Origin of the sequence: Gilliamella sp. BG2, from assembly GCF_046635645.1 — a bacterium.
Taxonomy (GTDB): domain Bacteria; phylum Pseudomonadota; class Gammaproteobacteria; order Enterobacterales; family Orbaceae; genus Gilliamella; species Gilliamella bombi.
Map to the genome: position 1 here is coordinate 73,930 of NZ_JBIDFF010000002.1, position 21,159 is coordinate 95,088.

16 protein-coding genes and 1 CRISPR repeat array are annotated in these 21,159 nt (G+C 35.3%); of the genes, 3 read left to right on the forward strand and 13 right to left on the reverse strand.

Translation table 11 applies throughout. The features are described from left to right. Position 1: 1 nt before the first annotated feature. From ACGH6Q_RS01395 to prfC, 10 genes are all read right to left on the reverse strand, one after another. Complete coding sequence (locus tag ACGH6Q_RS01395) at positions 2 to 187, reverse strand: Trm112 family protein (RefSeq protein WP_065560220.1); 186 nt, start codon at positions 185 to 187, stop codon at positions 2 to 4. After that, positions 184 to 1,197, reverse strand: a complete 1,014-nt coding sequence (gene lpxK, locus ACGH6Q_RS01400; protein WP_411591538.1) for a tetraacyldisaccharide 4'-kinase — start codon at positions 1,195 to 1,197, stop codon at positions 184 to 186. The genes ACGH6Q_RS01395 and lpxK overlap by 4 nt, the downstream gene beginning before the upstream one ends. A 92-nt stretch (positions 1,198 to 1,289) precedes the next feature. Continuing rightward, positions 1,290 to 3,572 carry a DNA internalization-related competence protein ComEC/Rec2 gene (locus tag ACGH6Q_RS01405; protein ID WP_411591541.1) on the reverse strand — a complete coding sequence of 761 codons (2,283 nt, stop codon included), beginning with the start codon at positions 3,570 to 3,572 and terminating at the stop codon, positions 1,290 to 1,292. A gap of 353 nt (positions 3,573 to 3,925) precedes the next feature. Beyond that, positions 3,926 to 4,216: an integration host factor subunit beta gene (ihfB, locus tag ACGH6Q_RS01410; protein ID WP_034912930.1), complete on the reverse strand. Its 291-nt coding sequence runs from the start codon at positions 4,214 to 4,216 to the stop codon at positions 3,926 to 3,928. 98 nt (positions 4,217 to 4,314) lie between these two features. Continuing rightward, entirely contained in the window at positions 4,315 to 5,997 is a 1,683-nt protein-coding gene (gene rpsA / locus ACGH6Q_RS01415; RefSeq protein ID WP_085163945.1) for a 30S ribosomal protein S1, read from the reverse strand. A gap of 111 nt (positions 5,998 to 6,108) precedes the next feature. After that, a complete protein-coding gene (gene cmk / locus ACGH6Q_RS01420) occupies positions 6,109 to 6,789 on the reverse strand; it encodes a (d)CMP kinase (RefSeq protein ID WP_411591543.1) in 681 nt (226 codons plus the stop codon). 1 nt (position 6,790) lies between these two features. Then, positions 6,791 to 8,071 carry a 3-phosphoshikimate 1-carboxyvinyltransferase gene (gene aroA, locus ACGH6Q_RS01425; RefSeq protein ID WP_085163943.1) on the reverse strand — a complete coding sequence of 427 codons (1,281 nt, stop codon included), beginning with the start codon at positions 8,069 to 8,071 and terminating at the stop codon, positions 6,791 to 6,793. Positions 8,072 to 8,092: 21 nt separating this feature from the next. Further along, the gene (locus ACGH6Q_RS01430; RefSeq protein ID WP_085163942.1) at positions 8,093 to 8,965 is read right to left on the reverse strand and encodes a helix-turn-helix domain-containing protein; all 873 of its coding nucleotides are present in this window, start codon (positions 8,963 to 8,965) and stop codon (positions 8,093 to 8,095) included. A 131-nt stretch (positions 8,966 to 9,096) separates the two neighbouring features. Then, a complete protein-coding gene (gene ptrA, locus ACGH6Q_RS01435; protein ID WP_411591545.1) occupies positions 9,097 to 11,943 on the reverse strand; it encodes a pitrilysin in 2,847 nt (948 codons plus the stop codon). A 176-nt stretch (positions 11,944 to 12,119) separates the two neighbouring features. Beyond that, complete coding sequence (gene prfC, locus ACGH6Q_RS01440) at positions 12,120 to 13,712, reverse strand: peptide chain release factor 3 (RefSeq protein WP_411591547.1); 1,593 nt, start codon at positions 13,710 to 13,712, stop codon at positions 12,120 to 12,122. A gap of 203 nt (positions 13,713 to 13,915) precedes the next feature. On the opposite strand from prfC, the gene ilvY reads away from it, so the two are divergent. Both ilvY and ACGH6Q_RS01450 read left to right on the forward strand, forming a co-directional pair. Next, a complete protein-coding gene (gene ilvY, locus ACGH6Q_RS01445; RefSeq protein WP_085163939.1) occupies positions 13,916 to 14,818 on the forward strand; it encodes an HTH-type transcriptional activator IlvY in 903 nt (300 codons plus the stop codon). Between the two features lie 119 nt (positions 14,819 to 14,937). Then, positions 14,938 to 17,115 carry a 3-hydroxybutyrate oligomer hydrolase family protein gene (locus tag ACGH6Q_RS01450; RefSeq protein WP_411591548.1) on the forward strand — a complete coding sequence of 726 codons (2,178 nt, stop codon included), beginning with the start codon at positions 14,938 to 14,940 and terminating at the stop codon, positions 17,113 to 17,115. Positions 17,116 to 17,182: 67 nt separating this feature from the next. Here ACGH6Q_RS01450 and ACGH6Q_RS01455 read toward each other — a convergent pair whose 3' ends face one another. The 3 genes from ACGH6Q_RS01455 to fsa all read right to left on the reverse strand — a co-directional run bounded on the left by ACGH6Q_RS01455 (position 17,183) and on the right by fsa (position 19,399). Then, positions 17,183 to 17,764, reverse strand: a complete 582-nt coding sequence (locus tag ACGH6Q_RS01455; protein ID WP_411591550.1) for an ACP phosphodiesterase — start codon at positions 17,762 to 17,764, stop codon at positions 17,183 to 17,185. A gap of 15 nt (positions 17,765 to 17,779) precedes the next feature. Then, positions 17,780 to 18,586, reverse strand: coding sequence for a siderophore-interacting protein (locus ACGH6Q_RS01460; protein WP_411591552.1), 807 nt, complete (start codon positions 18,584 to 18,586; stop codon positions 17,780 to 17,782). Between the two features lie 150 nt (positions 18,587 to 18,736). Continuing rightward, positions 18,737 to 19,399, reverse strand: coding sequence for a fructose-6-phosphate aldolase (gene fsa / locus ACGH6Q_RS01465; RefSeq protein ID WP_411591553.1), 663 nt, complete (start codon positions 19,397 to 19,399; stop codon positions 18,737 to 18,739). A gap of 297 nt (positions 19,400 to 19,696) precedes the next feature. Between fsa and ACGH6Q_RS01470 the strand changes: the two genes are divergently transcribed. Next, positions 19,697 to 20,563 carry a helix-turn-helix transcriptional regulator gene (locus tag ACGH6Q_RS01470; protein ID WP_411591555.1) on the forward strand — a complete coding sequence of 289 codons (867 nt, stop codon included), beginning with the start codon at positions 19,697 to 19,699 and terminating at the stop codon, positions 20,561 to 20,563. Positions 20,564 to 20,780: 217 nt separating this feature from the next. Beyond that, a CRISPR array of direct repeats spans positions 20,781 to 21,048; the repeat unit is 28 nt; unit sequence TTTCTAAACCGCCTATGCGGCGGTAAAC. Positions 21,049 to 21,159: the final 111 nt, after the last annotated feature.

A 21,159-nucleotide genomic window follows, 5' to 3' on the forward strand; every position in this document is an offset into this window, starting at 1 on the left:
TTTATTCTTGAATACATTCAGATTGGTTAAGTGGTTTAGCTTCACATTCTAACAACACCGGAATATTATCTTTAACTGTATAAACTAAATTATCTGTATGACAAATTAACTGCTGATTAGTAGCATTATATTGCAATTGACCATGGCATTTAGGACAAGCAAGTGCGTTTAATAGGATATCTTTCATTTTTTCTTCTCTTGGGATTTTGTCTTAGCTAGTAATAAACAGATTTGATCAATAACTTGCACAGGTATTACCGCATCGATGGGCAGATACCACCAATTTTGTTGAGCAAATTGTCTACATTTAACTGCATCTTTTTCAGTCATTAAAAGTGTTTGTTTATTACGTGCAACATTGTTTAACAACGGTAAAGTAAATTTTTGATGATCGGCAAAAGAAACGGTTTCAACCACATCCGCTTGCAATTTACTTAACATATCAAAAAAACGTTTTGGATTACTAATACCAGCAATAGCACATATATTTGACAACGAAGATAACGCTCTTTTTTCTTGAGTAAGTAAATTCACTGCATACAGGGGCATTAATTGCATAGTAAAGGTTTTATTAGGATACTGCTGCGCTAAATTATTTACACTATCACCATTGATGACAATAAGATCAACCGATTTTAACCGACTTTCACGCTCTCGCATTGGCCCTGCCGGCATCCACCATCCATTACCAAATAGGCGCTTTCCATCAATCACCACCACTTCAATATCACGCGCTAAAGCATAATGTTGTAAACCATCATCAGTCAAAATAACATCTAATTGGTAGTGCTTTAATAACGCTTGAACAGCCTCAGAGCGATAAGGTGAGACAGCAATAGGTACACTAGTACGTTGATAAATAAGCACTGGTTCATCACCTGCTTGTTCAGTTGTGGTTGTATTATCTAAAATAAGCGGATAGTTATCAGCCTTGCCTCCATATCCTCGTGAAACGACTCCAACCTGTAATCCTTTCTGTTTTAACAATTCAATTAAACTAATAACTAGTGGCGTTTTACCGTTACCACCAACAGATAAGTTGCCAATAACAATAACAGGTACAGGAGATCGCCAAGATTTTAAAATACCAACTTGATATAAAAAGCGACGGAAAATAGCAATTAAACCATATAATAAGGAAAATGGTATGAATAACCAAAATAAACGATTTTTACCATACCACAGTTTTTCAATCATAACTTTAACATCACTCAATTACATTTAGTAAAATTGTTTTATATCTCAATATAACAATTATTATAGTTGCCTATAGCAAACGATAGCCTATTTTACTCATAATTTGGTAAACTACCAAACCAATCATGATACCATCTAGGTTTAATTTCACCTCGCATAGTTTTTAGCTTCCATGTTTGTTTATCAAAAAAAAGACTTATTTGACCTGTTCTAGCAGTAACATAATAGTCTAATTGTAAATCTTTATACTTTGCCATTACCTTATTGGAGGGGAGTTTCCAAGGATTATAACGAGATGTAGACACCAATGACTTTACTGGTTTAACATGATTTAAAAATGTATAACTTGACGATGTACTACTACCATGATGGGGGATTTGTAAAATAGTAGACGTTAGCTGATTTCGATATTTAGTAACTAATTGATATTCCTGATTACGTTCTAGATCTCCGGTTAACAATACAGAAAAATGTCCATCGGTAACTTGCACCACACAGGAATCCTTATTTTGAGCATCGCTAACCAGCTGATTAGGCCACAGCACATTAAACGTCAGATCATTCCAAATAACACTATTACCTGCTAAGCATTGATAATCATTATTAAAGTCAGAAGACGAACTCATTAACCATGCCTCAGGATAAATAAGTTGAATTAATTTCAAACCGCCAACATGATCATTATGTTGATGACTAATAATAATACCTTGTACATTCAAATTATGCCATTGTAGAAAAGGAATAATAACCCTTTCCATAGCGGAACTTTTTTCCCACTTAGCTCCTGTATCATACAAAATTGCAGACTTACCATCATGGATAACGATAGCTAATCCATGACCTACATCTAACATGTCTAACCGCCAACGATAGTGTTGCTGTTTAAAAAAAGGGGTAGCCAGTATCATCAAAATTACGAGCAAAGTAATGCTAAAGCGTTGCCAAACACCTGTACGGATTATCACTAAAGTTAACCAACCTAAAAGACCTAATAAATAAAAATCTGAAGGGATGTTAATCCATAATTGATTAAGCCAATTTAAACTCAAAAATAGCCATTCTAGAGATTTATCAGCAATTAGCCAAAACCATAAGGCAATAGAAAAACAATCAAAAATACTAAATATTAACGCCAATAAAATGGTAGGAAATGTAACTAATGAAATAACAGGAATTGCAATTAGATTTGTTAAAATCGAAACTCCACTAACACCTTGAAAAACAAAAAACTGAATTGGAAGCAGCAATAAGGTTAACCCACACTGCAAATACAATATCCTAATTATATACCAACGTTTTTTATGCCTTACTGCTTTGGAAAGCGGCGCCCAATCATGCAAAAAAATTAAAGTTATTACTGCATAGCAAGATAACCAAAAACTTTCAGATAAAATCATCAATGGATCAAATAATAATAACAACGCAATGATCCGATTGATTTTTTGCCATGAACTTATTTTATATTTTTTATAACGAAAATAGATCCAAATTGACAAAGCAACCATAGCTCGCAAAGTAGGCGGATTAAAACCTGTCAACCATGCATAAAGAAATGCACATAACCACCCTATTATAATTGGTACAAAAAAATAGATAAAACGCTTTGGAATAAAAAACAGTATAGCTTTAGCCAAAAAGCAACTAAGTCCATAAACAACTAAAATATGCATACCAGATATAGCCATTAAATGAGCAATACCTGTTTGCATCATTACCATACGATGCTCGTCATCTAATTGAGAACGATCACCAAAAGCAAGGGCTAGCAAAATACCTTTATAACTAAATAAATCGATATAAGGTATAGCCAAATCAGTAATATATTGTTTTAAGTCAGATTTATCATTTAATAACTTGGCATCAACCAATTTAGCCGATAATAAGCTACGATTTGCTATCGAAAAGCGTTGGCTATCAAATCCTCCATCATTTAAGTATCCATGTACAACTTTTGTTTTTAGTGTCAATTGCCAAATTTCCCCAGATTTAGGAGGATCTAACCTATCCCAGTAAACAGAAATCGGAATATCATTTGCAAGCGTAACATCTGAAATGGAAAAAATAGAAAATGACATGTAATAAGGTCCGTTGACCGTTGCTGCCTGATGAGTATTGATATTAACTACTTTGGCATGAACAACTAGCGTTTTATCAATATAAGGAGAAATGTTGGATAAATATTGTTTAGAATAAGCAGTTGACCACAAAAAACCTAAACTAAATGCAACAAAAACAGATAAATACCAACGAAAATTAACAGGAACGGTTAACACAATTAAAAACAAGATAAAAGCAAGTAAACACCAATATAGATCAGACAATAAATGGGGCAAAAAGAGTAATGGCAAACAACCTAATGAAAACATGATAGCCATTAAATCCAAAGAACAAATTTTTTGCACTAGCACTTTACCATCTTTAAATTGAACAATATAAGTTTATCACTTGATATTATAAAAAAATAATTGATGTTGAATTTTTCGATCTTTGTTCCATTTTAATCATTAATCTTAATGAAATTTACTGAAATTATTCGCAATATTGCATATTTTAAAAGAGGGATTTAACGACTTAAATCAACATAACGTTGACTGGTTTTTCCTTAATGATAAATGGTAAAGGTTATTTAAATAAGTAAGTACGACTAGATGATAGAAATTAAACTAGCTAAAACAAAAAAGCCTTTGATTTAACTCAAAGGCTTCCATCTAGGTGTGAAATTTAAAGATTATGCGTTTGCAGCATTATTTACTCTTTCACGTAATTCTTTACCCGGTTTGAAGTGAGGTATATATTTATGTTTCACTTCAACATTACCACCAGTTCTTGGATTCCTTGCTTTACGTGGAGCTCGATAGTTCAAACTAAAACTACCGAAACCTCGAATTTCCACACGATCGTTACTTTCCATAGCTAAAGCGATCTGTTCAATGATATCTCTAACTGAATCATCAACTAGTTGAACAGGGAGGTGTGTTCGCCAGTTAACAATTCGTTCTACTAAATCTGATCTGTTCATGATCACTCCTAATTTATTTATGTGGCATGTAACTATTTCATTTTATCCCATAAAAGAAAAAGAGGGCAAGCCCTCTTTACTCTTTACATAAATATTTTTTACTCAGTTTTTGATGCAGCTTTGAATGCTTCTGCCATTGCATTAGTAAATGATGCATCTTCTTGAGTTGCTGTGTTGTTTACTGCTGCGAGAGCTTCTTTTTCATCAGCTTCATCTTTCGCTCGTACTGATAACGAAATTGCACGAGTTTTACGATCGATGTTAACAATTTTAGCTTCAACTTCATCACCAACTTTTAATGCAGTTGTTGCATCTTCAATACGCTCACGAGCGATATCTTGTGCTTTTAAGTAGCCTTCAATACCTTCAGCGATTTCGATGGTTGCACCTTTAGCGTCAACTGCACTTACTGTACCTTTAACTATTGTGCCTTTTTTATAGTTAGAAGCAAAGCTACTGAATGGATCATCTTCTAATTGTTTAATACCTAGAGAGATACGTTCACGTTCTGCATCAACTTGTAAAACAACAGCTTCGATATCATCACCTTTCTTATAAGCTTTAACAGCTTCTTCGCCAGGCATATTCCAAGAAATGTCTGAAAGATGAACTAAACCGTCGATACCGCCCTCTAAACCGATAAAGATACCAAAATCAGTGATTGATTTGATCTTACCGCTAACTTTATCACCTTTATTATGTGTTTCAGCAAATTGTAACCACGGGTTTGGTTTACATTGTTTAAGGCCAAGAGAAATACGACGACGTTCTTCGTCAATTTCAAGCACAACAACTTCAACAACATCACCTAAGCTAACAACTTTAGATGGATGAATATTTTTGTTTGTCCAGTCCATTTCAGAAACATGAACTAAACCTTCAACACCTGTTTCAATTTCAACAAAACAACCGTAGTCAGTTAAGTTAGTTACTTTACCTGTTACTTTAGTACCTTCTGGATAACGTTTAGCGATTGAAACCCATGGATCTTCACCTAATTGTTTTAAGCCAAGTGATACACGTGAACGATCTTTATCAAATTTAAGTACTTTAACAAGTAATTCTTGACCAACTTCAACCACTTCACTTGGGTGTTTAACACGTTTCCAAGCCATGTCAGTAATGTGAAGTAAACCATCAACCCCACCAAGATCAACGAATGCACCGTAATCAGTAAGATTTTTGATGATACCTTTAACTTCGGAACCTTCTTGTAGATTTTCTAGAAGTTGTTCTCTTTCTGCACTATTTTCAGATTCAATAACTGCACGACGTGAAACAACAACGTTGTTGCGTTTTTGATCTAATTTAATAACTTTTAATTCGATTTCTCTATTTTCAATATGAGAAGTATCGCGTAATGGACGAACGTCAACAAGTGAACCTGGAAGGAACGCACGAACGCCATTAAGATCAACCGTAAAGCCACCTTTAACTTTACCATTGATAACACCTAAAACTGTTGCAGCATCTTCAACTGCTTTTTCTAGTGTAAGCCATGCTTCATGACGCTTAGCTTTTTCACGAGATAAGATAGTTTCACCAAAACCATCTTCGATTGAGTCAAGCACAACGTCAACAACGTCGCCGACTTGAACTTCTAATTCGCCTTGGGCATTTTTAAACTGCTCTACTGGAATCGCTGATTCAGATTTTAAACCAGCGTCAACTAAAACAACATCTTTGTCGATTGCAACGACAGTACCACGGATCATATTACCAGAACGAGTGTCTAGTTGATTGATAGACTCTTCAAAGAGTTGAGCAAAAGATTCAGTCATATTTATATACTTAAGTTAATTTTAACGTCCACATTACATCCTGTCTTGTGGGGTTGTTTATAATACTCCATACATCCTTATAATGGAGCTAGTTTCACGCTATAATTTAAGTTACAACGCAAGTTTTTCGTTTATATACTTAATAGATTGATTAAAAACATCTTCAATAGACAGTGATGTAGTATCAATTATTAGAGCATCAATTGCAGGTTTAAGTGGCGCAACGGCGCGATGACGATCTCTTTCATCACGCGCAGTTATTTCCTGCAAAATTTCGGCGAATTTAACATTATTTTGCTTATCTTGCAACTGTTTCATTCGCCTTTCTGCACGAGATTGGGCACTAGCATCAAGAAATATCTTAACAGGGGCATCACTAAATACTACACTGCCCATATCACGACCATCTGCAACCAATCCAGGTGCTTGCTTAAAGTCACGTTGACGTTGTAATAAAGCTACTCTAACCGAATTAATTGCCGCCACTTTTGATGCGGCTCCCCCCGTCTGTTCTGTACGGATTTCTTTAGTCACATCAATCTTATCTAATAACACTTTAACATTATAACCTTGCGTATCAAACGTTAGTGGCAAATTAAGAGCTAGTTGTTCAAGTTTATTGGCATCATCTAGCGCAATATCTTGCTTAAGCGCACTAAGTGCTAGCACACGATAGATAGCACCAGAATCTAAAAGATGCCATTTAAAATGATTGGCTAATGCTTGACATAACGTACCTTTACCGACACCACTTGGTCCATCAACAGCAATAACGGGAACAGATTTATTCATTTCATTCTTCGCTTAATCGTTTAAATTGTTCGAAATAATCAGGAAAAGTCTTCATTGTGCATTTAGGATCTAATATCGTCACAGAAGTATCAGAAAGCGCCACAAGCGAAAAACACATAGCAATACGGTGATCATTATAGGTTTCGATTTCGGCATGGTTTAATTTAACTGGAGGAATAATAGTAATATAATCGTGACCTTCATCAACAGTTGCGCCAACCTTTCTTAATTCTGTTGCCATCGCATATAAACGATCAGTTTCTTTAACTCGCCAATTGTAAATATTACGAATTGTAGTTGGACCTTTAGCAAACAGCGCTGTTGTGGCAATAGTCATTGCTGCATCTGGGATATGATTCATATCCATATCAACACCGTGTAATTCACCACGAGAGCATTGAATATAATCATCAGCCCAAATAACTTTAGCCCCCATTTTTTCAAGCACATGAGCAAATTGGGTATCGCCTTGTAAGCTATTTTTTCCAATGCCAGTTACTTTAACACTACCACCTTTAATTGCAGCCGCTGCTAAAAAATAAGAAGCAGAAGACGCATCCCCTTCAACTAAATAATCTCCCGGCGATTGATAACACTGATTAGCTTTAACAGTAAATTTTTGATAATTGTGATTGGTAACCAAAACACCAAACATAGCCATCATTTTGACTGTAATATCAATATAAGGTTTAGAAACAAGATCACCAATAATAGTAATTTCTGTGTCTTGTTTTGCTAATGGCGCAGCCATTAATAGTGCAGTTAAAAATTGGCTAGAGACCGAACCATCAACTTTAATATCACCACCTGTAAAACCACCTTGAATATGTAGTGGTGGATAGCCTTCATTTTCAAGATAATCAATTTTAGCTCCACCTTGTCGCAAAGCATCGACCAAATGACCAATTGGGCGTTCTTTCATGCGAGGTTCGCCCGTTAACACAATATTATTATTTCCAAGACATAACGTAGCAGCTAAAGGACGCATTGCTGTGCCAGCATTACCTAAAAAAAGCTCTAATGCATGGTCGGGTTGCAAAATACCGCTCACACCTTGCACATCACAAATCGTGCGATCGTGTGATAGCTGATACTTCACACCTAACGCTGCAAGCGCATCAAGCATATAACGCACATCATCACTATCAAGTAAATTCTTTAACCGTGTATTACCTTTACTCAATGCTGATAGTAATAAAGCACGATTAGAAACACTCTTTGAACCAGGCAAATTGATAGTACCATTAAATCTTTTTATCGGTTGTAATGTTAAGGATAACATAAGGACTCTCTTTAATATTCTTTAAAATTTCTCTAACGTCGCTTTCAATAAATCAATTGCTTGCTTATCTTTAGCACTATTTTCCCATAACTTATCAAATAAATGGCGATACCGTTTAATTGCATCATAAGATGACGTAATCGATGCAATACCGGTAGTAACATTAGGTAACTCACCTAATCGAAATGGGCTCATTGCTAATGAAATAGGATTCCCATCTTGATAAAAAATCTGAAAAGCAATTGACGGAATAGCTTCTTGTGTAATAGCAATTGTTGGCGCAAGAGATTGTTGTTCAATTAACTGAATTAAGTGATAAACTTCTTTGCGTGCTAGTAGCATTCTTTCCGATTTTTTACCCGGCGAAATGGTTAAATTACCAACCAAACCAATATGTAAAAAACGTTCTACATTACGTAAACTGATTAAATTAATAACTTTTGGAATTGATTGACAGAACTGAGTTTTACGATCTTTTAAAATGGATAAGGTAGTGGCATATTTTTGAGGATCAGCGGGGTTACTCGATTCATTTAACATCATTGCTAAATGAGACAAATAATCAGAAGAAGTTAATAAAAAGGAAAAAGGATCGAAATGAGAATAGATATGAGTTGATTGCTCTTCTAATTGACGCATACGTTCAAAAAAGCCTTCACCACTCGAATAGTATTCAGTATCAATGCCAAGTAAACTAGCAAAAGACGTATCAAGTAAGGAAGCCAATCGCTCTAGAGTTTCAATTTTAACGATCTCACCTTTTTCTAACCGATATACTGCTGCTCTTGAAATTTTAAGACTTTCTGCAACATCTTCAGCCTTCAAAGAGGCAGCAATCCGATACGCACGCAGACGCTGACCTATAGCACAATAATCAATCGATCCAGTAATCATAATACACTCAAACTATTAGGATTTTGGCAGTGTATCACAAGGTGATAGCAATGCCAATTTTTGGCAAAATGTTTTATTCCTATCTAAGTTTTTTCTCCTATTGAATTAACTTTTCTATTATTTATAACAATTTATTTAGTTTGTGACTGTAGTAATATAGCCTGCAAAGCTGATGCATTCTTATATTCGGTATACTCAGTTATTGCTTGTGGCTGCTTTAATATATCAGTTGTATTGCCAAGTACTTGTGATGCCATTACAAATCCGTTAGGTTGCATTACTGAACGTTTATAAAAATCAATCAAATCTTGCTTAGTAATTTTTTGCAATTGCTCGATTTTTTTATCCTTTAAATCAAACGCAAAACGTGAATTACGGTAGTCAGGCATATAACGACCAAACTCCTCATCCAATGTTTGCGGAGGCATTTTCAATTCATCAAGTACCGCTTTTTTATATTGCTCAATATCTTTTTTCGATAATGCTTGCAATTTATTCAGCATAACTGGATAAAATTCTTGGTAGCGTTTAATTAAATAAGCCGGATCATATTGATTACTTTGGATAATAAAACTCATTCCCGACGAATCACCAACCGTAATAGGCTCTGCAAATACAGCATAACCAAGTTGCTCATTGGTGCGTAACTGATCATAAAACCAAGGTGAAATAATTTTAGAAAGAGTATAACTTATCATGCTACTACTAATTCGATCATAACCCATTGGAATATAGCTCATCATTAAAGCATTATCAGTGCTTTTTGCATGTTGAGTTATTTTAGCCTCTAACGAGTTTTTAATCTGAATATTATTAACAGGAGTAAATTCAACATCACGCACTAATGTTTTCTGGATGGCATGATAAAGATCTAAAGAGTCCTCGTTAGACAAATTACCCAAGCTAAGCATATAAGGTACTGAGTGAGTTAATAAGTTATCACGGTAAGCTAATACATCATTAATGGTCATATTTGCTGTAATTTGTCGTTTTTCATCTCGTTCAAAATAATGCGGTAATACCGACAATGCATTAATAGGATTAACCGCTAACCGATAACTCTTAGCATGATCGGCTTTATCCAATTCTTGCAAATACCAAGATTTAGCTAATGCTAAACTTTGCTCATCAATAGTGGCCTTGCGATAGTTATCAAGTATGGCCGTAACCATTTTTGGTAAATGCTGACTAAAACCGCTGGCTGAAATCATTAAGCCATTATCATTACCAGTTGATAATGAAATACCAGCAACCCCAGCCTGAAATCGTAATTGTTCTAAATTACGACTAACAATATAATCAAGCAGATTAAAAGCAACCACAGCTTTTACGTCGCTAGTAGCCTGATTATTGCGTAATGAAACAACAATAGCAGCTTTAGGTTCATTATTAAAATACTGGCTAGCAAAATGAATATGATTACCGCGCTTACTAAATTTTTCAGGTTGCGCTTGATTACGATTTTGTTTTAAAATCGTAAAATTATCAGGTATATAAGGATTGAGCTCAGGCAAACTAAATGTAAAATTTTTGCCTAGTGCTAACCAACTTGCTTTTTGCTCGCTAGTGATATTATCAATTTTATAAGGCGCATCTACAAAATAAGCAGTTCTATTGGTAGTTTGGTTTGGCGAAATCACCCAAATTCTAGCATTATTGGCAGTCAAACTTTTTAAACGTGCCGTAATAGCTGATTTATCAAAATGAGTAACAACATAATCTGAATTTAACACATTTTGAACTGGATACAACAACATTTGATCTGATAGCCATTCTACATATGACATATCACGCTCGACATCTTGATATTTAAACTCTAACGCTAATACCTTTTGAATCTCTTGATAATAAGCGTCAGAAATGCCCTCTTTTTGAATCAACTGTAAATAATTAAAAATAGCGCCAATAACTTTATCTTTTTGAGAAAGTCCATCGTCGGTTAAACTCACATTAATACTCAATATACCACTATTACCATAACGGATAGGATTGATAGATGAACTAATTCCTTCAATTAAACCTTGTTTTTGTAACTGATCAGACAACGTATTATGACTACTGTTACAGATTAAATAAGTAATATACTCATCGGTTTTATCAGCAAATTTAGCCAAGTTATTTTCAATCGGAAACTGTAAAAACAATAGCTTTTTGGGTTGTGCTGGTACCATAGAAATTTGTTTATTTAACACATTTGGTGTTATAGCGGGTTTATCAACTATTGGGGCATTAATATTTTTATTAGGGATTTTACCAAAACTATTTTCAGCTAATTTTGTCAATTTATTGATCGACTGATTGCTATACATCACTCCAACCATAATATTGGCTGAATAATAATCTTTATGAAAATTCACTAAAGCATCTTGTAATTTACTATTTTCTTTATCACTTAACGTTTCTAAATTACCGCCTGAAAATTGAGAAGCTGGATGGTTTTGATTAATTGTTTCAGAATCAACTTGCCCGATCCTAAAACCATCATTTGATCTGGCCATTGTCAATTCAGCGTTAACTGCATTACGTTCTTTATCGGCAAATTTAGGATCTAAATTGGGCTCAGCAATAGCATCAGCTAAATAATCCAGTGCTTTATCAAATGCGCTATTTTCAACTTCAAAATAAAAAGCTGTTCTATGTGCCGCAGTGCTAGCATTATAACTTCCCGAATGACGACTTAAAAATTGAGAAAAGCTTGCTGGTTCTGGATAATTTTTCGATCCCATTAATACCATATGTTCAGCATAATGAGCCAACCCTTGTTGCTCTTTGGGATCTTGCAACGAGCCGACAGGCAGTGCTAATGATGCCAGTGATTTTACAGCATTAGGATCTGAAACAAGTAACACTCGCATTTTATTTGCTAGCTCAACCACTTCATATTGGCGCTTATCGCGCTCGCTTTGCTGAACTTTTTCTAACAAAACTGGGCTCACAAGCTTATTTTCAATAGCAAACAATATCGGTGAAGTAGTCATAGTTAATAATCCAATAACACTACTAATTATTAAATTGACTATTTTTTTATTTTTCAAATCCATAATATTCACTCGCTTGACTTTATCATCAAAAAAATACGGTTAAAAAGAAAGAAGCGGATGTATCAAAATGCTTAAACATAATGATAGATTCCGCTATTTTGTGATGAATACAATTAATGTTCTCGAGTTTTTCTAAACTCAATATCAGGATATCTTTCTTGAGTTAAATTTAAATTAACCATACTTGGTGCCACATAAGATAGATTATCCCCGCCATCTAAGGCCAAATTTTGTTCACATTTTCGTTTAAACTCTTCCAGTTTTTTCACATCTGAGCACTCAACCCAACGCGCTGTTGTCACATTAACTGGCTCATAAATGGCTTCAACGTTATACTCTGATTTTAAACGAGCAACCACCACATCAAATTGTAGCACCCCTACAGCTCCCACAATTAAGTCATTATTGGTTAATGGACGAAACACTTGTACAGCACCCTCTTCGGACAATTGAACTAACCCCTTTAATAACTGCTTTTGTTTAAGTGGATCTTTAAGACGAATTCGACGAAACATTTCTGGTGCAAAGTTAGGAATGCCTGTAAATTTCAGATCTTCACCTTGTGTAAAAGTATCACCTATTTGAATCGTGCCATGATTATGTAAACCAATGATATCACCAGCATAGGCTTCTTCAACATGTTCACGATCACCTGCCATAAATGTTAAGGCGTCAGAAATATTGATATCTTTAGCAATACGTACATGTCGTAACTTCATGCCCTTTTCATATTTACCTGATACAATGCGCATAAATGCAACGCGGTCACGGTGTTTAGGATCCATATTGGCTTGAATTTTAAAAACAAAACCACTGAACTTTTCTTCTGATGATTCGACTTCACGCTTATCGGTTTGACGAGGTTGAGGAGTTGGTGCCCAAGCTGTTAAACCATCAAGCATATGATCCACGCCAAAATTACCCAATGCCGTACCAAAAAAGACTGGCGTTAAATCGCCTGACAAGAAAGCATCTAAATCAAATTCGTTTGATGCGCCTTGCACTAATTCAAGCTCTTCACGCAGTTGCTGCGCTAAATCATCACCCACCGCTAAATCCAAATCAGGGTTAGTTAACCCTTTAATAATTCGGACCTCTTGTATTGTATGACCTTTCCCTGATTGGTAAAGGTAAGTTTCGTCCTTCGCTAAATGGTAAACACCTTTAAATAACTTGCCACAACCAATCGGCCAAGTAATAGGGGCGCACATAATATTTAACTCGTTTTCAACCTCATCAAGCAGTTCCATTGGATCGCGAATATCACGGTCTAACTTATTCATAAAAGTTAAAATTGGTGTATTGCGTAATCGTGTCACTTCCATTAATTTGCGAGTACGATCTTCAACCCCTTTTGCTGCATCAATTACCATCAAACAACTATCAACCGCTGTTAGCGTACGATAAGTATCTTCAGAAAAATCCTCGTGCCCTGGAGTGTCTAATAAATTAACTAAGCAGTCATTATAAGGAAACTGCATCACAGATGTAGTAATTGAAATACCACGTTGCTTTTCCATTTCCATCCAGTCTGACTTAGCATGCTGGGCATTAGCGCCACGGCCTTTAACTGTACCAGCTGTTTGAATTGCATGACCAAATAACAATACTTTTTCGGTAATGGTTGTTTTACCAGCATCGGGGTGAGAAATAATTGCAAAAGTGCGACGTGCATTAACTTCGTCTAAATAAGCTTGTTCTGTCATAAAACTGTTTTAACTCACACAAAAATAATCACATATTTTAGCAGGTATCTGTCTGTTTTGCTATTGATGTTATATGTAACGTTATTTGCCTTATTTATTTATCTATGCATAATATTTGACTTAATAAGTAATGCACTATTTACTGCTTTTTGTTAAAAAGTTTCAGGTAACTATATGTTTAAGTATAAAAACTGGGATTTGCTATGAACATTCGTGATTTAAAATTGTATTTACATTTATGCGAAACCTGTCACTTTGGTATAACGGCAAATGCTATGCATGTTAGTCCATCAACCTTATCAAGGCAGATCCAACGACTTGAAGAACATTTTGGTCACGCGCTATTTATTCGCGACAATAGGCAAGTACAAATCACTTCGGAGGGCGAAAAAGTTAAACGTTTTGCTCAACAAGTAATAAACATGCACCAACAACTAAAATATGATTTAGATCAATCTAACCAACAAATTGTCGGCGAACTCACTCTATTTTGTTCAGTCACCGCTGCATATAGCCATCTACCTGAAATACTTGATCGCTTTAGGATCCACTATCCTCTAGTTGAAATCAAACTATCAACGGGTGATGCTGCTGACGCTGTAAAGAAAATTCAAGCAAATGAAGCCGATTTAGCTATAGCAGGCAAACCAAAACAGCTCCCTACTGGTATTGAGTTTTTAAAATTTGGCGAAATTGAAATGGTATTGCTAATACCTAAACTTAATAGCACGTTTAGTGACAGATTACATCAAAAACAGCCTGACTGGCATAATATTCCCTTTATATTGCCTGAACATGGCCCTAGTCGCCACCGTATTGATTTATGGTTTAAGCAAAGAAAAATTTCCAATCCCAAAATTTATGCTACGGTCGCAGGACACGAAGCCATTGTATCGATGGTTGCTTTAGGTTGTGGGGTAGCCTTATTACCTAAAGTCGTAATGGACAATAGCCCTGAACGAATAAGAGAGCGCATAACCGAATGGTCAACAAACTTAATGGAACCGTTTGATGTTGGTATTTGTGTACAAAAAAGAAGATTATCAGAGAAAATCATTGCTGCCTTTTGGGCAATTTGCAATCTCAATTTACCTAATAACGCATAACAAAAATATAGTGTATAATTACACCTCAAAAAATTAAAACTATATAACGTGTTAACTAGCATATACCTAATTTTTTATTAAGATTTTATGTAGCAGAATAACATTGCATGGTATTGAAAATGAAAAAGATAAAATTAAGAACGTTAGCCTCATTGATATTTTTTGCCGCTGTTACTATGCCATTAATGGCACAGTCCAATACCACAAAACCAACCACCTCTAACATAAACGCTGGTACTGGCAAAAACAATACAAAAGCTGACAGCAAAACGGCAACGTCAACCACAACTATAACAACCAATACTGAAACTAACAGCAGCACGCCATCCCCAATTGATAACACAATTAAAAAGCCAAAGTGGCTAGTCCGCAATACATTGGCTTATTATGATGGTGATAGTGATGACCTTGTTACAGCTGGGCTTGGGTTTACCCCATTATCAACCACCACTATCGTACCAGAAGTTGAAATTCCAGCTAAACCAAACTTTCAAGAACGCCGACAAGCTAAACTAAATCGCTATATTGACACCAAAATTGGTGAAGGAACACTATTTGGTTTTAGAAAGCAAGAACTAACTCCTTTGTTTGACGGTAAAATTGCAGGTACCGAAATATCAGCCGTACAAAGACAAGACGGTGTTGGCATGTTGCTACAAATTCCACTTGATTTTAACAAAAATAAACCTTGCATTGTTGCGGTTCCCGCTAGTGATTCGGATGGAGTATTTAATACCAAAGATATACAAATTCGTGGATTGTGGGGACTCCGTCACAACTGTGCAGTAGTATATAACGACAAAGGGCTAGGTAACGGCATTTATGATATTGAACGCAAACTTGGGTTCACCGTATGGGGAGAAGTGCAAAATGGTAACATCTTATTTTCTCCTTGGATTAATAATGAAGAAAAATATATTAAAAAATATCCCCACCGCTATGCTATAAAACAACTACACTCGCAACTCAATGCCGAAGCCCGCTGGGGGGAACACGTATTAAAATCCCTAGAATTTGCTTTTTATGAACTTAATATTATGTTTTCACCGAATGATCAAGCTATATTTAACAAAGACAACACTCTGGTTTTAGTCTATGGCGCAAGCGATGGTGGTGGAGCAGCATTAAAAGCTGGCGAATTAGATGATCAAAATATGATTGACGGTATTGTTGCAGTTAATCCACAAATTCAACCAAATCTTGACAAAGCCTCAGTTAAACTCAAAATCGGCAACAACAACTCGCAAAAGTTAGAAGCCAAATCTATTGCTAATTACAGTGCTTATGGTGCGTTATATATACCATGTGCCATACCAGCCATAACAGCTTATAAAGACGATGCTTATGTACCTTATGCTGATTATTTTCTTTATTCACAAGAGCGCTGTAACGCCCTTAAAAAAGCAAAGTTACTTACTACAGGAAAACCAAAAGAAGCGTTAGAAAAACTACATAAAAATGGTTGGACACCAGAAATGGATATTCAACTACCCTATTTTTACTACACTGAATCTATTGGTCTACCATATCAATATATTAGTGCCTATGGCAAATATAGTGTCACCGAAAATATGTGCAATTTTTCGGTAGCAAGCACCCAGCAAAACCCAATTAACAACACAGGAAAAGTTGCACCATTAAAAGAAATTTCGTTTGAACAAATATGGGGAATGGCTAACGGCCATTTACCGCTTTGGAATGGCCGTAATGCAACGGTTTTGGATCTAGTTGAAAACGAAGATCTCAACACCCCAAGACGTGAATTTTATTCTAGCTCGCAAACGAAAAATACAATCGATTACGGCACTAAAGGATCGATCTGTGTTTATAAAAAATCACAAGAACCACGCATTAAAGAAGGCATAAAACAAGTTATGGCATCGGGTAACTTACATGGTATAAAAACCTTTATTGTCCATGGTCGGAACAATGTTAAACAATTACCAAATTATACATCGCGCGCTTATGTCGCACTAAATAGCTTGGTTGAAGGTAAACAATCACAACTGCGATATATTGAAGTAGAAAACGCCAGCTACTTAGATGGCCGAGCCCCATTTGACAACACATTACTACCAATTGATTATTATGGCGAAGATGCCATCGAGTGGTTATGGGCTAACTTAACCAACAACGCTACGCTACCAGTAAGCCAAGTTGTACGTACCAAAACTCGTGGAGGTAAAAGCGGTTATGCGCCACAAATAACCGACAACAACCTAAAACCGATAGCTCAAACGCCAAATAGCAACAGCATTATCCAAAAAGCAGATGGCAAACTGATATTGCCAAATTAACAGCAAATAATCTAAAACACTACTAGTTTAAGCATAGCGGCTTGAACTGGTAGCACCAAAATCCAGTTTAGCTGGTGCTATCTTTTACTATTAAACAGATTTTGGGATATAACAAAAAAAATAACGACTCTAATTGAGCATAATGCTGCTTAACATCAACAATTGTTTCTTTTAACAAATATAATTTTGGTCGTCTATTTGCCATGCCACTAAGGACATTACCAACAAAGTCAATAGAAGCATAATTTTCGAGCCACTCCCCTTGCCACATTGAATTCATAAAATGCTGATAATCTACCGGATAAACGTCAATATAAGGTTGGATATGAGCTTTTGTTACTTGATTAAATTGAGACACACTCGACAACAAACCATAATTAGCCCAATGCTTTGACAAAAAATGATCCCACACAATATCTAATGTAATGGGTGCAACTCGCTGATGCGATTTTCTAAACAGCAGCTTGGCTTTCTTAACTTCAAGCAGGCTATCGGTCAATCTATCAATTTTACGGTGTAGCATAATGCCATCGGCAATATTAGAGTTATAAATTAAATAAGGATCACCTTTAACAAAATCAGCAACTGTATTACCAATCAACGAACTACGTGCTAACGTAGCCAAATGCAAATGAGCAAGAATATTCATAAAAGTAACCGTTAATTATTCACGATGTTTAAATTCGCCTTCGGCGAAACCTTCTCGCCAGTAACTAGTAATATGAAAAGCATCAGGCGACAAATGTATATATTTATCTTTAATAGCATGACGAACAGATTGTGCCAACGAACGCTCCATCCCTCCCCAAAACAACAGCTTATTTTGCTCTGATAAATCAGCATTAATTACCGCATCAACTAATTGAAAGGGATTATCCCTATTTTGTATAAACCAATTCACCTTAATATTTTTATTATCTGGCAACGGCACTATATCACTTTTATGATTAACCTGTATAAAGGCAAAAGCCTTCTGATTTTGAGGAAGATGTTCAAGCGTAAAACATATGGCGGGCACAGCCGAAATATCCCCCATTAACACCAAACAATTATCAGTAAATCGCAACTTGCTGGCTGCCGCAATCAAACCAATTTGGTCACCAATCTTAGTTTTTTGCGACCACACTGAAGCCAATCCTGTATCATGAATAGCAAAATCAACAAAAAATTGATTAGAGGCACGCTCAAATTCGCGCACACTATAACTACGGACTAGCTGACGTTGCTTATCATCAACAGCGATTTTATTATTATCATCAAGTTTAGGGAAAGTAATTACATTGGTCGAAGGATCAGGAAAAAGCAATTTTAAATACGGACAAATCCATAATGGATCGATATTTACTGGTTTATCGCTACTAAACTGTATGCGAATAAAACTGGGAGATATTTTTTCAATATTCAATACTGTTAATAACGCATTGACGATGACTTTCTTATTGAATTTGATTTTTCCTATTTTTTCATCCATCAGCTGATCCTTATATTTATTGCTAAATGGCATCATCATACAACAAAATATATTAGAATAATGCTATTTTTATAATTGAAAAAATAGATAAACTTGTTTAACCCAAAAGCGATGAAACAAGTTTAGAAAAAATCAAATTAAAAAATAAATTTAAAACGATAACGCACCAAAAGCATTACACCAGTCTTGATCAAACTTAGTAATCGCCGCATCAACAGCTGGATCAGAAATAAATAGCTCAGCCACATCTACTGGCAACGTAATAGACTTACAACCAGCAAGCATACAATCTAACGCTTGCCTTGGCGTTCTAAAGCTTGCGGCTAACACCATCGATTGTGGACAGTGCAAATCTAACAATTTTTGTAATTCCAGTACTGTATCTTTACTATTTCCGCCTTGAGCATCAATGCGATTAACATAAGGTGCAATATATTTAGCCCCTGCTAATGCAGCTAAAAATCCCTGCCCTGCACCATAAACAGCCGTTCCCAAAGTTGGAATTCCTTGCTGGGTTAATTCTTTAATTGCAATCAATCCTTGAGCATTAACAGGAATTTTAGTCACAATCGATGGTACTGCTTTTCTAAGCTGATGAGCTTCTTTTATCATTTCATCAGCATTACTTGAAAGTACCTGAGCAAATAGTAATTTATCTGAACCCAATACTCCCTGTAGTTCATCTAATAACGAAAAAATTGGCTTGCCCGATTTTGCTACAATGCTTGGATTAGAGGTAACCCCACTAATAGGTAACACCTTAGCTAAACGTTTAATGGCGACAAGATCGGCGGTATCTAAATATAATTCCATGGTTAACTCCTAGCTAAAACCAACAAATATCTATTAACGTATACATATAACGCTCTTTGTATTACAAATTTTGCGTTACAGCTATAGTAAAAAAAAACTGATCCAACCGCCTAGAAGACAATTTTGTCATTTACTGGATTTTTGTACGCTAAATAAGAAATTGAGATTTAGATCACACAACGAAAAATTAACATTAACTTATTAAATAAAAGAAAAATTTATACTTATTTTCATCTTTTCCATATGCGTATATAATCTAAACGATAGTACACACTTGATTTATCATTAACTTAATTTATGACAAAAATCATTAACGAAAAACTAACCAAACTAGTCAATAACCAAGAGTCAATCAATCATATCTATTTTGCCAATAGTAATGCTTGTCCGCCTTCACTTGCCTACCAAGTCAACTTTCCTAGAATTGAAATTATATTAGAAGGAAAGCAACAGATGCTATGGGCGGATAGTAATGGCAAAGTTATTGAAAAAATATTATCAATTAATGATCTTTTATATATTTCCGCTCAAAGTTGGAACAAACCCATTTGGACAAACCCTGTTACTTCATTAAACATATTGTTTGGTAAACAACAAATTGGTATAAGCCTATTGCATTGGGATGGCACACAACTAATTCCGCTTGGGCAAATTAACACACCAAGACGAGGCCCGCGGGTTGGTACATTTATTATTCAAGCGCTGACCGAACTTATCTGGCAAAACCAATCATGTAAACAAAATCAAACTGCTTACTATCTTATTCACAGTTTACTTAGCAACACACTCGATTTGTTAAATATCAATATCAAAACATCATCCAAAACTACTTGCCTATATGAAGCCATTCGCCAATATATTGATACTCACTTTCGTGAAGATATTACACGCGACTTTTTAGCTAATATGTTTTACATTTCACCCAATTACTTATCACATCTATTTCAAAGCGAGGGAAAAAGAGGGGTAAATGAATATCTAAATCATATTCGCTTAGAATATGCAAAATCGCTACTAAAGGATTATGATCTAAATATAAAAGAAATTGCTCTAGCATCGGGGTTTAAAGATAGTAATTATTTTTGTCGGATTTTTAAAAAAAAGACAGAACGAACACCAACCGAATATCGTCGACAATATCATAGTAAGTTAATGCGCAAATAGTTTTTTCACAGTAAACTTTCAAACTCTTTTATTTTTTACATTGTGCCAAAATTACACATATTTATCGCTCTTGTTTAGCGCACTTAATTATCGGTACATTTTTATATAAAATCAATCAGGTAGAATATTGATTTTATTTTTTAACTTAATAATTTTGAATAAAATCAAGCTATTATATAGCTGTGAACGTCATGCTGTTAAAAATAATAATGCCAGAATTTCTAACCGCCTATGTGGCGGTAAACACCTAGATTTGACTGGTACACACGTTCTAAGGTTTCTAAACCGCCTATGCGGCGGTAAACTTACAATACCAACGCCTTTTCCTGAACGTGTATTTCTAAACCGCCTATGCGGCGGTAAACATTTTTTCTGACATAATTACTCCTCGGGTAGCTTTCTAAACCGCCTATGCGGCGGTAAACACATCAAACTAAGATCCGCTTCTGATTGACTATTTCTAAACCGCCTATGCGGCGGTAAACTAGAAACCGATATACTATAAACCCTGTTTAGCAAAAGGCAAATAGGATTTCTGTTTTCAAAAGCCCTTTTTTATAGCGGTTTTATAATACTTTGTTTTTATTTACTTTTAT